General features: G+C 71.5%; 12 protein-coding genes. 4 read left to right on the top strand and 8 right to left on the bottom strand.

Annotation, left to right across the window (positions count from 1 at the left end; translation table 11 throughout):
• Nucleotides 1–17: 17 nt before the first annotated feature.
• Nucleotides 18–1,619 (bottom strand): alpha-amylase family glycosyl hydrolase, encoded by a 1,602-nt coding sequence (locus IE262_RS02475; RefSeq protein ID WP_189870919.1) that lies wholly within the window; start codon nt 1,617–1,619, stop codon nt 18–20.
• A gap of 52 nt (nt 1,620–1,671) precedes the next feature.
• On the opposite strand from IE262_RS02475, the gene IE262_RS02470 reads away from it, so the two are divergent.
• Nucleotides 1,672–2,421, top strand: a complete 750-nt coding sequence (locus tag IE262_RS02470) for a class I SAM-dependent methyltransferase (RefSeq protein ID WP_189870917.1) — start codon at nt 1,672–1,674, stop codon at nt 2,419–2,421.
• On the opposite strand, the gene IE262_RS02465 is transcribed toward IE262_RS02470, so the two are convergent.
• From IE262_RS02465 to IE262_RS40470, 3 genes are all read right to left on the bottom strand, one after another.
• Nucleotides 2,410–3,378: an acetylxylan esterase gene (locus IE262_RS02465; RefSeq protein ID WP_134042178.1), complete on the bottom strand. Its 969-nt coding sequence runs from the start codon at nt 3,376–3,378 to the stop codon at nt 2,410–2,412. The two genes, IE262_RS02470 and IE262_RS02465, sit on opposite strands and share 12 nt — an antisense overlap.
• A gap of 123 nt (nt 3,379–3,501) precedes the next feature.
• Nucleotides 3,502–5,112: a solute symporter family protein gene (locus IE262_RS02460; protein ID WP_189870915.1), complete on the bottom strand. Its 1,611-nt coding sequence runs from the start codon at nt 5,110–5,112 to the stop codon at nt 3,502–3,504.
• A complete protein-coding gene (locus IE262_RS40470; RefSeq protein ID WP_229877058.1) occupies nt 5,106–5,387 on the bottom strand; it encodes a DUF485 domain-containing protein in 282 nt (93 codons plus the stop codon). Before IE262_RS40470 ends, IE262_RS02460 begins: the two co-directional genes overlap by 7 nt.
• A 688-nt stretch (nt 5,388–6,075) precedes the next feature.
• On the opposite strand from IE262_RS40470, the gene IE262_RS02450 reads away from it, so the two are divergent.
• Both IE262_RS02450 and IE262_RS02445 read left to right on the top strand, forming a co-directional pair.
• A complete protein-coding gene (locus IE262_RS02450) occupies nt 6,076–6,996 on the top strand; it encodes an NADP-dependent oxidoreductase (protein WP_189870913.1) in 921 nt (306 codons plus the stop codon).
• 255 nt (nt 6,997–7,251) lie between these two features.
• Nucleotides 7,252–8,055: a putative protein N(5)-glutamine methyltransferase gene (locus tag IE262_RS02445; protein ID WP_189870911.1), complete on the top strand. Its 804-nt coding sequence runs from the start codon at nt 7,252–7,254 to the stop codon at nt 8,053–8,055.
• Nucleotides 8,056–8,069: 14 nt separating this feature from the next.
• On the opposite strand, the gene IE262_RS02440 is transcribed toward IE262_RS02445, so the two are convergent.
• Nucleotides 8,070–8,639, bottom strand: coding sequence for a hypothetical protein (locus IE262_RS02440; RefSeq protein WP_134042170.1), 570 nt, complete (start codon nt 8,637–8,639; stop codon nt 8,070–8,072).
• Nucleotides 8,640–8,837: 198 nt separating this feature from the next.
• Entirely contained in the window at nt 8,838–9,806 is a 969-nt protein-coding gene (locus IE262_RS02435) for a fibronectin type III domain-containing protein (protein WP_189870909.1), read from the bottom strand.
• A 427-nt stretch (nt 9,807–10,233) separates the two neighbouring features.
• Here IE262_RS02435 and IE262_RS02430 point away from each other — a divergent pair, with 427 nt between their 5' ends.
• Nucleotides 10,234–10,953: a glycoside hydrolase family 75 protein gene (locus IE262_RS02430; protein WP_189870907.1), complete on the top strand. Its 720-nt coding sequence runs from the start codon at nt 10,234–10,236 to the stop codon at nt 10,951–10,953.
• Nucleotides 10,954–10,977: 24 nt separating this feature from the next.
• Here IE262_RS02430 and IE262_RS02425 read toward each other — a convergent pair whose 3' ends face one another.
• Together IE262_RS02425 and dhaL are read right to left on the bottom strand one after the other, a co-directional pair.
• Nucleotides 10,978–11,418 (bottom strand): PTS-dependent dihydroxyacetone kinase phosphotransferase subunit DhaM, encoded by a 441-nt coding sequence (locus tag IE262_RS02425; RefSeq protein WP_189870905.1) that lies wholly within the window; start codon nt 11,416–11,418, stop codon nt 10,978–10,980.
• Nucleotides 11,419–11,422: 4 nt separating this feature from the next.
• Nucleotides 11,423–12,049 carry a dihydroxyacetone kinase subunit DhaL gene (dhaL, locus tag IE262_RS02420; protein ID WP_189870904.1) on the bottom strand — a complete coding sequence of 209 codons (627 nt, stop codon included), beginning with the start codon at nt 12,047–12,049 and terminating at the stop codon, nt 11,423–11,425.
• Nucleotides 12,050–12,076: the final 27 nt, after the last annotated feature.

The following is a 12,076-nucleotide window of genomic DNA, read 5'->3' as shown; positions in this document are numbered from 1 at the left end:
GCTCGCCCGGGGGCCGTTCAGTGGCCGAGGTCGAAGATCCCGTATCCGAAGCCGCGGGCGGTGATCCTGTCGCCGTCGCACTCCACGCCCGACACTTCCAGGGGACGGGCGCCGGTGCAGTCGTAGGCGGTGCGGTCGTAGGCCCAACTCGCCTCCTGCCGCCGCGGGTTGAACACCGCCAGATACCGCCCGCCCCTGAGGTACACGAACGGACAGCCCATGTGCAGCACCTCCACCGAGCCGCCGGAGCCGAGCTCCGGGGTGGTGGTGCGCAGACGGACGAGGCGGCGGACCAGGTGGAGCAGAGACGCCTCGTCGGCCCGCTGGGCGGCGACGGTGGGGCGGTCGGGGGCCGGGTCGATGGGCAGGTACAGGTCGTCTGCGGGCGCCGAGGAGAAACCGGCGTTCTCGGTGTCGTCCCACTGCATCGGCGTGCGCGAGCCCGCCCGGTTGTAGCGGGGGCCGAGGACGCTGCCCTCCTTGTCGGGCAGTCCGTCGATGTAGCGCATGCCGATCTCGTCGCCGTAGTAGATCGCCGGCAGGGTCGGCCAGGTGAGCTGGAAGGCGAAGGCGGCGGGGAGCTGTTCCGCGGTGCGGGGGCCGCAGTTCAGGCGGGAGAAGTCGTGGTTGGCGGTGGGCAGGGAGATGAACCCCTTGCCGCCGACGGCGGTGGAGGCCCGCTGCCACGCCTCGACGAAGGGGCGGGGAGAGCCCCTGCCGTCGGCGTCGAAGAAACAGTCGAGCGGGGCCCAGTTCTCGTCGACCGTGCCCGCGCCGTTGCTCCACAGCGAGCGCAGGGCGAGGCCGTCGGTGGGGCCGCCGAACTGGAGGAAGAAGTCCGCGTGGAAGCCCGCCGGGACGGAGACCTCGGGCTCGCCCCACTCCGACAGCAGGACGGCCTCCGGGTGCGTGGCGTCCAGCCAGTGGCGCAGCTCCGACCAGATCCTGGTCGTCGCGCTCCGGTCCGGGTCGTCCTTGACGAGGGACGAGGCCATGTCGACGCGGAAGCCCGAGACGCCCAGACGCAGCCAGTGGTCCATGATCGAGCGGAGTGCCGCGCGGTTCGCGCGCGGGCCTTCGGCGTCGACCGGCTGGCGCCATGGTTCGGCCGGATTTTCGCGCGCGTAGCCGAAGTTGAGGGCCGGTTGCGAGTCGAAGAAGTTCGGCAGGTACGCGCCCGGGCGGGTGCCGGGGGAGGGAACGAAGCCGTCGGGGCGGCCCTCGGGCGCCCAGATGTAACGGTGGTCGTCCGGGTCGTTCGCGGAGGCCGTGAACCACGGGTGCGCGGTGGAGGTGTGGCCCGCAACGAGGTCGAGCAGGACACGGATGCGGTGGCGGCGGGCCTCATCGACGAGCTTGGCGAACTCGTCGTTCGAACCGTAGCGAGGCGCCATGGTCAGGTAGTCGGCGACGTCGTATCCGGCGTCGCGGAACGGCGAGACGAAGCACGGGTTGAGCCAGACGGTGTTGACGCCCAGCCAGGCCAGGTGGTCCAGGTGCTCGGCGATTCCGTTGAAGTCGCCGATGCCGTCGCCGCCCGAGTCGGCGAACGACTGCGGATAGATCTGGTAGAAGACGGCGTCTGCCAGCCAGGCGGGGGTGGCACGGAACGAAGTCATGATGTAACGATAAGTGACTGTGCGGGTCGGGCGCTGCCCTAAGCTGAAGGTGATGTTCACTCCGCACGGTCCCAGCCTCCGCGAACTGGCTGTTCAGGCGTTGTCGTCCGTCGAGCGCGGATACGACCTGCTCGCGCCCAAGTTCGACCACACCCCGTTCCGCACGCCGGACTCGGTCCTGGAGGCGGTGGAGGGGGCCCTGTCCGCCCTGGGGCCGTTCGGTCGCGGGCTCGACCTGTGCTGCGGCACCGGGGCGGGCATGGGCGTCCTGCGCGCGGTGTGCCGGGAGAGCGTGACCGGGGTCGACATCAGCGCGGGGATGCTCGCGGTGGGCAGGCAGCGGGAGTCGCGCCCCGCGGAACCCGGGCCCCCTGTCGCCTGGGTGCGCGGTGACGCCCTGGCCCTCCCCTTCAGGCCCGTCTTCGATCTCGTCGTGAGCTTCGGGGCGTTCGGGCACTTCCTGCCGCGCGAGTTCCCGGAGCTGTTCGGCCAGGTCCACGCCGTGCTGCGGCCGGGCGGACGCTTCGCGTTCCCGCTGCCGGCGCCCGCGCCGCCGAGCTCCCCCTGGTACTGGGCCCTGCTGGGCTTCGACACGGTGATGCGGGTGCGCAACGCCGTCTGGCGTCCGCCGTTCGTCATGTACTACCGGGCGTTCCGGCTCGGGGACGTGCGACGCGAGCTGGAACGCGCCGGGTTCGACGTCGAGCTGTACGCGCTGCCGGAGTTCGGGCGTCGGCGTGACGGGAGCCCGCGCTGCCGGATGGTCGTGGCGACCCGCGGGGACGACCCCTCAGAGGCGTGAGGCCAGCCACTCCAGCTTGGCCGCTTCCTGGTAAGGGCCGCCGCCCTCGTGGTCGTTGAAGTCGTACACCTCGATGTGCTTGTCGCCGTACGCCCAGGCGTTGAAGGCCGCGAAGACCGTCGACGGCGGGCACGTCTGGTCCTCCAGGGCCGCCGAGAACAGGGCGGGCGCCCGGCCGCGCGCGGCGAAGTGGACACCGTCGAAGTAGGAGAGCGTGCGCTGGACCTGCCCGGTGCGGCCGCGGTGCGTCTTGAGGTAGTTGCCGATCTCCCGGTACGGGTCGCGATCGGTCAGCGTCGTCGCGCGCGGGAAGTCGCACAGGAACGGTACGTCAGGGGCGACCGCGGCCAGGTCGGGCACCAGGCCGCCGACCGCGAGGGAAATGCCGCCGCCCTGGCTGGCGCCGACGACCGCCGCCTTCGTGGCGTCGACCAGCGGGTGGGACCGGGCCGCCTCCACGGCCCGTACGGCGTCCGTGTACACGCGCCGGTAGTAGTAGTTCTCGGGGGCGTCGACACCTCGCGTCATGAAACCGGGGAACGCGGGGCCGCCGCCCACCGGGTCGGGTGTGCCGCCGCCACCGCCCCATGCGCTGCCCTGGCCCCGGGTGTCCATCACGAAGTGCGCGAAGCCCGCCGACGCCCACAGCAGATGGGTGTGGGGCAGGCCCCGGCCGCCCCCGTACCCGATGAACTCGACGACCGCGGGACGCGGGGTGTCCGCCCACGCCGGCAGGACCAGCCAGCCCTTCACCGGGTGCCCGCCGAACCCGGCGAAGGTGACGTCGTACACCTTGACCGTCTTCAGACGGGTTTCGACTGGTTCGAAGTGTGCGTCGAGGTCGTGCGCGCGCGCCTCCTGGAGCGTTTTCGCCCAGAACGCGTCGAAATCCTCCGGTTCTGGTGAAGCGCTTCGATAACCGCGCAGCTCGTCCAGGGGGAGGTCGAACAGGGCCATGCAGGACCACCTTCGAGGTCAGGGGTGCGGCTGAGCACACCGTACGGTGCGATTGCCGCGCGCCGCCAGGGTCGGGCGGTCTGTTGCGCCCACCCCTGACCTCGGGTCATCGCCGGCGCCCGGTCACCGCTGGTCGGGTCCGACCAGGGCGCGGACCTCGAACTCCGCGAACGCGTCGGTGGAGGTCACGGCCTGACCGCGCCCGCCGGCCAGCGAGCCGAGCCATCCCAGCAGGAAGCCCGCGGGGATGGACACGATGCCCGGATTCTGCAACGGGAACCAGGCGAAGTCCGCGTCCGGGTAGACCGAGTTGGGCTGCGAGGAGATGATCGGGGAGAACACCACCAGGAGCACCGAGCAGAGCAGCCCGCCGTACAGGCTGAGCAGTGCGCCGCGCGTGGTGAACCCGCGCCAGAAGAGGCTGTAGACGATGGCCGGCAGGATGGCCGACGCGGCGATCGCGAAGGCGAGGAACGCCAGCGTGGCCGTGCTCGTCCCCCATGACAGCAGGGCCAGCAGCATGCCCATGACGCCGATGACCACCGCGGCGAGCCGGGCGACGCCCAGTTCCTCCGTCTGCTTCGCCTTTCCCTTGCGGATCACCTCGCTGTAGAGGTCGTGGGCGAGGGACGAGGCCGCGGCGAGCGTGAGCCCGGCCGCCACGGCCAGCAGCGTGATGAAGGCGAGGCTGGACAGGAGCGCTTCGAGCACGGCGCCGCCGAGCTTGTGCGCGAGCAGCAGAATGGCCGCGTCGCCCCGGGGGTCGACTTGCGCGATGTTCTCGCGGCCCACGATCGCCGTGGCGCCCAGACCCAGCACACCCGCCGCCAGGCAGACGAAGCCGACCAGCCCGACGGCCCACACCACGGAGCCGCGCAGGACGCGGTTGGTGCGCGGGGCGAGCAGCCGCATCATGATGTGCGGCAGCGCGGCGAGCCCGAGCACGATGGCCAGTTGCAGGCTGAAGAAGTCGAGCTTGTTGGTGGTGGTCCCGCCGTACCGCAGCCCGGGTTCGAGGAAACGGTCGCCCAGGGCGCTGTTGTCGGAGGCCGTCGACAGGAGCCTGTCGATGTTCCAGCTGAAGTGCTGCAGCACCATGACGGCGGTGATCGCGACCCCGGCGATCAGCATCACGGCCTTGACCACCTGGATGAACGTGGCGCCCGGCATGCCGCCGATCGCCGCGTACACCACGACCATGGAGCCGATGACCACCACGCACATCGCCCGCGTCGTCGGGCTCGGATCACCGATGAACTGGGTCAACAGGGCGATGCTGCCCACGAGTTGGGCCACCAGGTAGAGAAGGCACACGGCCAGCGTGCACAGGGCGAGCGCCAGCCGGACCGACCGCTGCCCGTGCGGCAGGCGCAGCGCGAGGGTGTCGCCCAGGGTGAACTTGCCGGAGTTGCGCAGCGGTTCGGCGACCATCAGCAGAACCATCATCCAGGCGACCATCGTGCCGCCCAGGTAGAGCAGACCGTCGTACCCGTTCAGCGCGACCAGTCCCGTGCTGCCGAGCAGCGTCGCCGCCGACACGTAGTCACCGCACATCGCGAGTCCGTTGCGCAGAGGCGACATGTCACGGTTGCCGAGGTAGAACTCGCTGATCTCATCGCGCTGCGGTGCCGTCAGCAGCGCCGTGAACAGGGTGACCACGACGACGGACACGAACAGGATGAACGTCAGCCGCAGGCTGAACTGGTCGGCTATGGCAGCCGATTGCGTCACCACGCGCGGAACCGCCTTCCGGCCGCGACGCGGGCCTGCTCCTGCTCACGCTCTTGCTCGCGCTGCTGGGCGCGCAGCCGGAGGACGATCGGGTCGACCCGCTCACGCATGTGCCGCACGTAGCACCATGTCGCGACCCCCATGACAAGGAACTGGACGAGTCCGAGCGCCAGTCCGAGGGTGAGCCGGCCGAACAACTCCTGGTTCATCAGGGCCGGAGCAAAACTCGACAGCAGAACGTACGACAGAAATCCGCCAACGGACAGAAGAACCGCCACCGCGCCGAAAGAACGATATGCGCGCCGCAGTGAATGGAATTCGGGATCGTCGTATATCGCCTGCGAGCCGGCCGATCGCGCCGATCCGGCCGGTTCGTACCCGGTGGGTGGAGGCGGAGCATAACCACCGTGCGGTGGGTGGTGTTGGGACACAAGCACCTTCTTCGCTGCCTTATGTCACGAACGTGACTCATTCCAGCTGGGAATGGACTCAAAAGAGCCGTCGGCACCCTGGAGAGCCACGTTTTCCGTGCGGACCGTGGGGGAGTGGAAAGCCGGAGTATGGCAGTGCGGCCATTGAAGGATCAACAGCCTCGCCGAATGGGAGTCGCGCCTCTTCGGACAAGGACGTCGGAGATCCGAGGACGCGTGACCTGGCTCCGAGAAGACGGATGACGTCCTCGGTGCCGTCAGCGTGACCCACAGCGTACGGAGAGTCGTGATCGCCAGCAAGCGCCTTCTATGCAGGGTGAGTTCGGATGAAGTGAAGATCACGGAGCCGGTTTCGGACGGCTTGTCCCAGGTCCGGCGACGTCCCTGCTCCACCCGCGCTGATCATTGCGGCGGCGTGAACGCGCCCGCTCCCCGGGAATAGCCGCGGCGTGATCTTCCTTGCCGCAAGGTGCCGACTACGGTGGCCGCGGTGCGACCGGCCACCCGGTGACAGTGAAGGAGAGTGAGGAAGCCCATGCCCAAGGCGTACGTCTTCACGCGGTACGGCGGCCCGGAGGCCGAGGCCCTCGTCGAGCAGGAGAAGCCGAGCCCCGGCCCCGGACAGCTGCTCGTCGCGGTGCGCGCGGCCGGCGTCAACCCCGTCGACTTCAAGCAGCGGACCGGCTATGCCCGGCCGGGCCAGAGCGCCCGCGACCTGCCCGCCGTGTTCGGCAACGAGGCCGCCGGGGTCGTCGAGCGGGTCGGCCCGGACGTGACCGGATTCGCCGTGGGCGACGAGGTGTTCGGCAACCCGGTCGCCGGCGGATACGCCGAGTACGCGCTGCTGCCCGTCGCCGTGACCGCGCACAAGCCCCCGGAGATCTCCTTCACGGACGCCGCCGCGCTGCCCGTCGCGGCCGCGACCGCGTACGACGGCGTCCGCCAGCTGGATCTGCCCGCGGGCGCCACCCTCGTCGTCACGGGCGCGGGCGGCGGCGTCGGCGTGGCCGCCGTGCAGATCGCCAGGGCCTTCGGGGTGAAGGTCATCGGCGTGGCGAGCGCCGGCAAGAAGGAGTTCGTCGAGTCGCTGGGCGCCGTGCACGTGCCCTCCGGCCCCGACTTCGTGTCGGGCGTACGGGCCGCGGCCCCGGAAGGCGTGGACGCGGTCTACGACCTGGTGGGCGGCGAGGTCCTGGAGGCGGCGGCCACGCTGCCGGCCGACCGGACGAAGCTGATCACCGCGGGCGGCAAGGACATCGTGGGACGGCTCGGCGGCGCGCCCGTCGCGCGTGCCCGCACCGCCGCCGTGCTCGACGAGGTGGCCCAGCTGGTCGTCGACGGCAGCCTGAAGCCGTACGTGACGCAGACCTTCCCGCTCGACCGGGCCGCCGAAGCCCTGCGCGTGGTCGAGGGGGGCCACGCCCGGGGCAAGATCGTGATCGAGGTCGGCGTATGAGCCGTACGGCCCGCCCGGACCACGCCGCGGGTGGCCGGCCGCGCGGGCCTGACGCGGTGATCCCGCCGAAGGCGCACGAGTGGCAGTGGGCGGCCGTGGGGTAATGTGGCCCGGCCAGTCGTCACGTCGCCGGAGGAGGTGGGACCCATCACCGCAGTGTCAGATCGGGTGCTCTCACTCCCGAGCGGTACGGTGCGCTGACACCGGTCCACCGCCCAGAGCGCCCTTCGGCCCACCGAAAGGCTCTCGGCCCCCATGCCACCTCTCTCGACTTCCGCTGTCGTCACCGCGCTTCGCTGCGCCGGATGCGTCTTCGCCGAGGACGAAGCGGAGCTGATCCTCTCCACCGCCCGCACCGCCGACGAGGCCGCCGCCATGCTGGACCGGCGCGTGGCGGGCCTCCCCCTCGAACTCGTCCTCGGCTGGGCGGAGTTCCGGGGCCTGCGCATCACCGTCGAGCCGGGTGTGTTCATACCCCGCCGCCGTACCGAGTTCCTCGTCGAACAGGCACTGGCCGCGGCACCCGGAGCGTCCGTCGTCGTGGATCTGTGCTGCGGGTCGGGCGCGGTGGGGGCGGCGCTGGCCGCCGCCCTCGACGGTGCCGCACTGCACGCCGCCGACATCGAGCCGGCGGCGGTGCGGTGCGCCCGCCGCAACCTCGCTCCCTTCGGCGGTCAGGTCCACGAAGGCGATCTGTTCGCGGCCCTGCCCGATACCCTGCTCGGCGGCGTCGACCTCCTCACGGCGAACGTCCCCTACGTCCCCACGGGCGAGGTCCCCCTCCTGCCGGCGGAGGCCCGCGACCACGAACCCCTGACCGCGCTCGACGGGGGCGCGGACGGGCTCGACGTGCTGCGCCGGGTGGCCGCCGAGGCACCGCGCTGGCTGGCCCCCGGCGGCCATCTGCTCATCGAGACGAGCGCACGGCAGGCACCCCTCGCCGTGCGGACCCTCACCCACAGCGGGCTGAGCACGCGCCTGGCGGTGTCGGAGGAGTGGGACGCCCACGTCGTGATCGGCACCAGACCCGGAGCGAGACGTTCCGGACACGGTGGCTGACCCGTGCTGCCGTCTCACAGACGGTGCGGCTTGGCGCGGCGGCGCAGGTACCAGACCGTCGCCCCCAGCCCCGTGACGACGAGGACACCGCCGCCCACCAGGGTGAGTGTGCGGTAGTCCTCGGCCGTCCCACCGAAACCGCCCATGACACCACGCGTGGGCGAGGGCGAGGCGGTGACGGAGCGCGTGGGTGTGGGGGTAGGGGTGCGGGTGGGGGTGGCGGTGCCGGAGACGATGATGGACTGAGTGCCGGCCGTGGTCCCGTTGTTGCACACCACGGTGACGGTGAAGGTGCCGGGACTGACGTTCGCGAAGGCGGCGGACTGGCTGCTGCTCGTTCCGGTCAGCGTCGCCTGGCGTCCTTGGGAGAAGTTCGTCTGCCCGCTGGACAGCAGCGAGGCCCGGCCGAACACGCCGTTGGCGTCGATGGTGGTGCACGCACTGGTGGTGACCGAGACGGTGGACCCGGTGGTACTCACCGAGATCCCCCCCTCGGCGTCCGCCGGGGCGGCCAGGGCGAGCGGCAGCGCGGCAGCGGCGGTCGAGGTCAGGCAGGAGCGGAGGAGTGGCTGAGTGGTACGCATAGGACTGCCCTCCAGCGGCACGGTTGGCGGGACATCCCTTGCGCCGCCGAGGATCGGGAAACCCCGTGCCGCCTCAGACCGAGCCAACGCGCCCGCGGCCCCTCCCGCATGCGGACCGCCCCCGGGCAGGTGACGGATTCCTTCCTCCGGGGGAGCGCGTGGCCTTTCGTGCCGCTCCGTTTCCCGCCGCCGAACTCCTCATCGACCCGTGGTCACGGTGCGCTCCGCCGAGAACCCGCCCCACGTTCCGTCCGGCAGTTTCGCCCTGATCCGCACCCGGTGGGTCACTCCGGCCTCACGTCCCACGTAGAAGCCGTACTCGGCCCGGTCCTGGGGCGCCGTGCCACCCCAGACGAGCGAGGTGGCGACCTGCCCGTCGAGATGGATCTCGTACTCCGTGATCGCGCCGTCGGCGCGCGGCGGGACCCAGGCCAGATCGATGTAGTACGCCCCGTCGGTCCTCCGGGTCGTCGCACGGAACCGGGCGGGCGCGGTACCCCGGCCGTCGTCCGTTCCCGGCGGGGTGGTGAGCCGGACGGCCTCGCTCGCGGGTGAGACGTTGTCCGCGGCGTCCCGCGCCCGCACGGTGAACGAGTACCGGGTGCCGGGCCGCAGTCCCGTCACCACGGCCGCGGTCTGCCCGCCACCCACACTGTGGACCTTCGAGCCGCCCTGCAGGATGTCGTACGAGACCACGCCCCGGTCGTCCGCCGACCTCCCCCAGGACAGCTGAACCGCCCGGCTGCCGGCCACCGTGCCCTGGGGAGGCCCCGGCCGGCTCGGTGCCCTGCTGTCGGTGGCGACCGCCTCGGGCGTCGTGGCGCGCACCCGCCGGCTGGGCGGCCCGAGCACCCCTCCGGCGCTCCGCGCCCGCACCGTGAACACGTATGTGGTGGACGGGGCCAAACCGGTGACGTCCACCATGTGCTCACCGCCGGAGACGTCCTTCACCTTCGTGGTGCCGCGATACACCTCGTAGCGGGTGACCTCCGGCTTCCCGGAGGCCCGGTTCCACATGACGTGCACAGTGGTGGCGCTGCCCGCCGCGGCGGTGACCCCGACGGGAGCCGCGGGCGTGCGGAGCTCTGGCGGCCGGTCCTGGCCACAGGCAACAGTGAGGAACAACGAGCCGCAGATCACCGGTACAAGTACAGGAACGAGACGCACGGCTCCGCCCTCCCCGGTACGGGATTGGTCTGTACCTGTATGGCGCTGTCGGCATGCTCTCGTCAAGGGGTGCGGGTGATTCCCGGCGCGGGGTGTCGGCCACGGGCAGGTGGCGCATCGTCACACAGGCGGCGCTTCCGCCGGATCGGCACACGACTTACGTATGCTGGGTCTCTGACGCGGCGTTAACTTTTTCTCTTCGGGGGGAGGTTCGCGCCGCGGGGCGCGGCTTGCTGTCGTCGTTGATCCCGCGCCGACGGGGGCGGCCGAGCGGCCCGGGCCGCAACGGACCCGGGCGCTCGGCCGCATGCCCGCACCGGAGTGATGCCGTGCTCCAACCGGACGTGTCGCACTGGCCCCGCCGCGTGGCTTTCCAGCACCGTGGGCGCATGACCGTCCATGTCTGCCGACGAGAGGGTCCCTCATCGTGCGTGCCCAGTCGCTGGTGCCGGCCGCGGCCGGCACCACCTTGCTCGCCTTTACGACGGTGTCCGCCGCGGCACACCCACGGGAGCCGGTCGTGGTCGAGCGTGCCGGCGCTGCCAGCCATGGCAGCCGTGCCAGTCGTGTCAGCGCCGCCGACCTGCTGGCCAAGCTGGACGCGTGCGAGCCCGTGTCGAAAGGCCGTTACCGAAGTGACGTCGACGCCCCCGACGGCATCCCTGTCTGCGATACGCGGGACGCGGTGTTCTGGAAGGCCGACATGGACATCGACTGTGACGGCCGGCCGGGCCCTCGTTGCAACGACACGACCGACCCCTGGTTCCGGCCCTCCACCGCCTACAGGCAGTCGGACGGCCGCTATCTGAACGCCGAGACCCTCCCCTTCGTCGTCATCCCCGCCCCGAGCCACATCTGGGACCACCGTGCCCACGACGTCGGGGAGGGATCCGTCGCCGCCGTCATCCACGGCGACCGAGTCCAGTACGCCGTCGTCGGGGACGTCGGCCCCCATCGCCTCATCGGCGAGGCCTCGTACGCCATGGCCACGAGCCTCGGTCTCCGCGGCGACCCACGGTCCGGCGGCGCCCCCTCCGGGGTCACCTACGTCGTGTTCAAGAACAGCCGTGTGACTCCCATCGAGGACCACGAGGAGGCGGTGGCCCAAGGGGAGGCGCTGGCGCGGAAACTCGTGAGCAAGGAGTGACCGCGGCGTCCGGACGGGCTCAGATCACTCCTTCCGGTACGCGTACGCCTCCGTGGCCGCCGCCTCCACCGCCGCGAGGTCCGCACCCGCGGAGGCCGTGACGACCGCGGCGACCGCGCCCTCGACGAAGGGGGCGTCGACGAGGCGGGTGCCCGCGGGCAGTTCGTCGTCCTCGGCGAGGAGGGCCTTCACGGTGAGGACCGCGCTGCCGAGGTCGGCCAGGACCGCGACACCGGCACCGCGGTCCACGGCGGCGGCGGCCGCCGCCACCAACTCGGCGCTGGTGCCCAGTCCGCCGTCCGGAGTACCGCCCGCCGGGGCGACCGGCGCGGTGGGGCCGCCGCCCGCGAGTCCCTTCGCCAACTCGGCGACCGAGGACGCGACGGCGGCGCTGTGCGACACGAGCACGATCCCCACCGGTCCGTCCGTGACCTCCGTGGCGTCCGTGACTTTCGTGGTGCCCATGGCCTCACTCACCGGCTGCCTCGCCTGCTTCGGCGGCTCCGGCCGCTTCCATGAGCGCCGCGATCAGCAGCGCACTCGACGTGGCGCCGGGATCCTGGTGCCCGATGCTGCGCTCACCCAGGTAGCTGGCCCGGCCCTTGCGGGCCTGCAGCGGCGTCGTCGCCTCGGCGCCCTGCTCGGCGGCGGCCCGCGCCGCGGCGAACGAGTCACCGAGCGCGTCGACGGCCGGCGTCAGCGCGTCGATCATCGTCTTGTCGCCGGGCGCGGCACCACCGAGCGCCATCACCGCGTCGACGCCCGTACGCAGCGCGCTCGTGAGCTGCTCCTCGGTGACCTCCTCCGCCTCCCCGAGCGCCTTCCCGGTACGGCGCAGCAGCGTCCCGTACAGCGGCCCGGAGGCGCCGCCCACCGTCGAGATCAACTGCCGTCCGGCGAGCACCAGGACCGCGCCCGGCGTTTCGGGGGACTCCTTCTCCAGCGTGGCCACCACGGCGGTGAAGCCGCGCTGCAGATTGCTGCCGTGGTCGGCGTCGCCGATCGGCGAGTCCAGAGCGGTGAGCCGCTCGGCCTCGCGGTCCACGGCCGCCGCGGTGGCCGTCATCCAGCGGCGGAAGAAGTCGGCGTCGAGCACGATATCTCCTTGCGTGGTACGGAAGTT

It is taken from the genome of Streptomyces bluensis (genome assembly GCF_014650715.1).
Taxonomy (GTDB): domain Bacteria; phylum Actinomycetota; class Actinomycetes; order Streptomycetales; family Streptomycetaceae; genus Streptomyces; species Streptomyces bluensis.
Note: the sequence above shows the minus strand (reverse complement) of the source record. Positions and strands in the feature narration are given on the sequence as shown.